This is a genomic window from Streptomyces sp. URMC 127, from assembly GCF_051386535.1.
Classification (GTDB): Bacteria; Actinomycetota; Actinomycetes; order Streptomycetales; family Streptomycetaceae; genus Streptomyces.
The window spans coordinates 1-529 of sequence record NZ_JBPQTW010000496.1; the positions used below are offsets into that span (position 1 = coordinate 1).

At 67.3% G+C, this 529-nt stretch carries 1 protein-coding gene; it reads left to right on the forward strand.

Annotation, left to right across the window (positions count from 1 at the left end; all coding sequences use genetic code 11):
• A partial coding sequence (locus tag ACSNOH_RS35090) for a condensation domain-containing protein (RefSeq protein ID WP_436725490.1) occupies positions 1–529 on the forward strand: 529 nt, incomplete at both ends.

A 529-nucleotide genomic window follows, 5' to 3' on the forward strand; every position in this document is an offset into this window, starting at 1 on the left:
CGTTGGGTTCGCCGATCGCGGGGCGGACGGATGAGGCGCTGGACGACCTGGTCGGGTTCTTCGTCAACACGCTCGTGCTGCGTACCGACACCTCCGGCGACCCCACGTTCACGGATCTGATCGGCCGGGTGCGGGAGGCGAGCCTGGCGGCGTATGCGCATCAGGATGTGCCGTTCGAATATCTGGTGGAGGTGCTCAACCCGCAGCGCTCGACCTCCCACCACCCGCTCTTCCAGGTGATGCTCGGCCTGCACAACGCACCGGCCTCCCGGTTCTCCCTTCCTGGCATTGAGGTCACCGGGGAGCCTGTCGGAACCGGTGTGTCCCGCATGGACCTGTCGATCAACCTCACCGAGCGGCACGGCGCCGACGGCGTGCCCCAGGGACTCACTGGCTTGGCAGAGTCCTCCACGGAGCTGTTCGACACCGCCACAGTGACCTCCTTGCTCGACCGTTGGTTGCGGTTGCTGCGGGAGTGGGTGGCTGATCCGGGCGTGCCGTTGGGTGCGGTTGATGTGGTGGCCGGCGC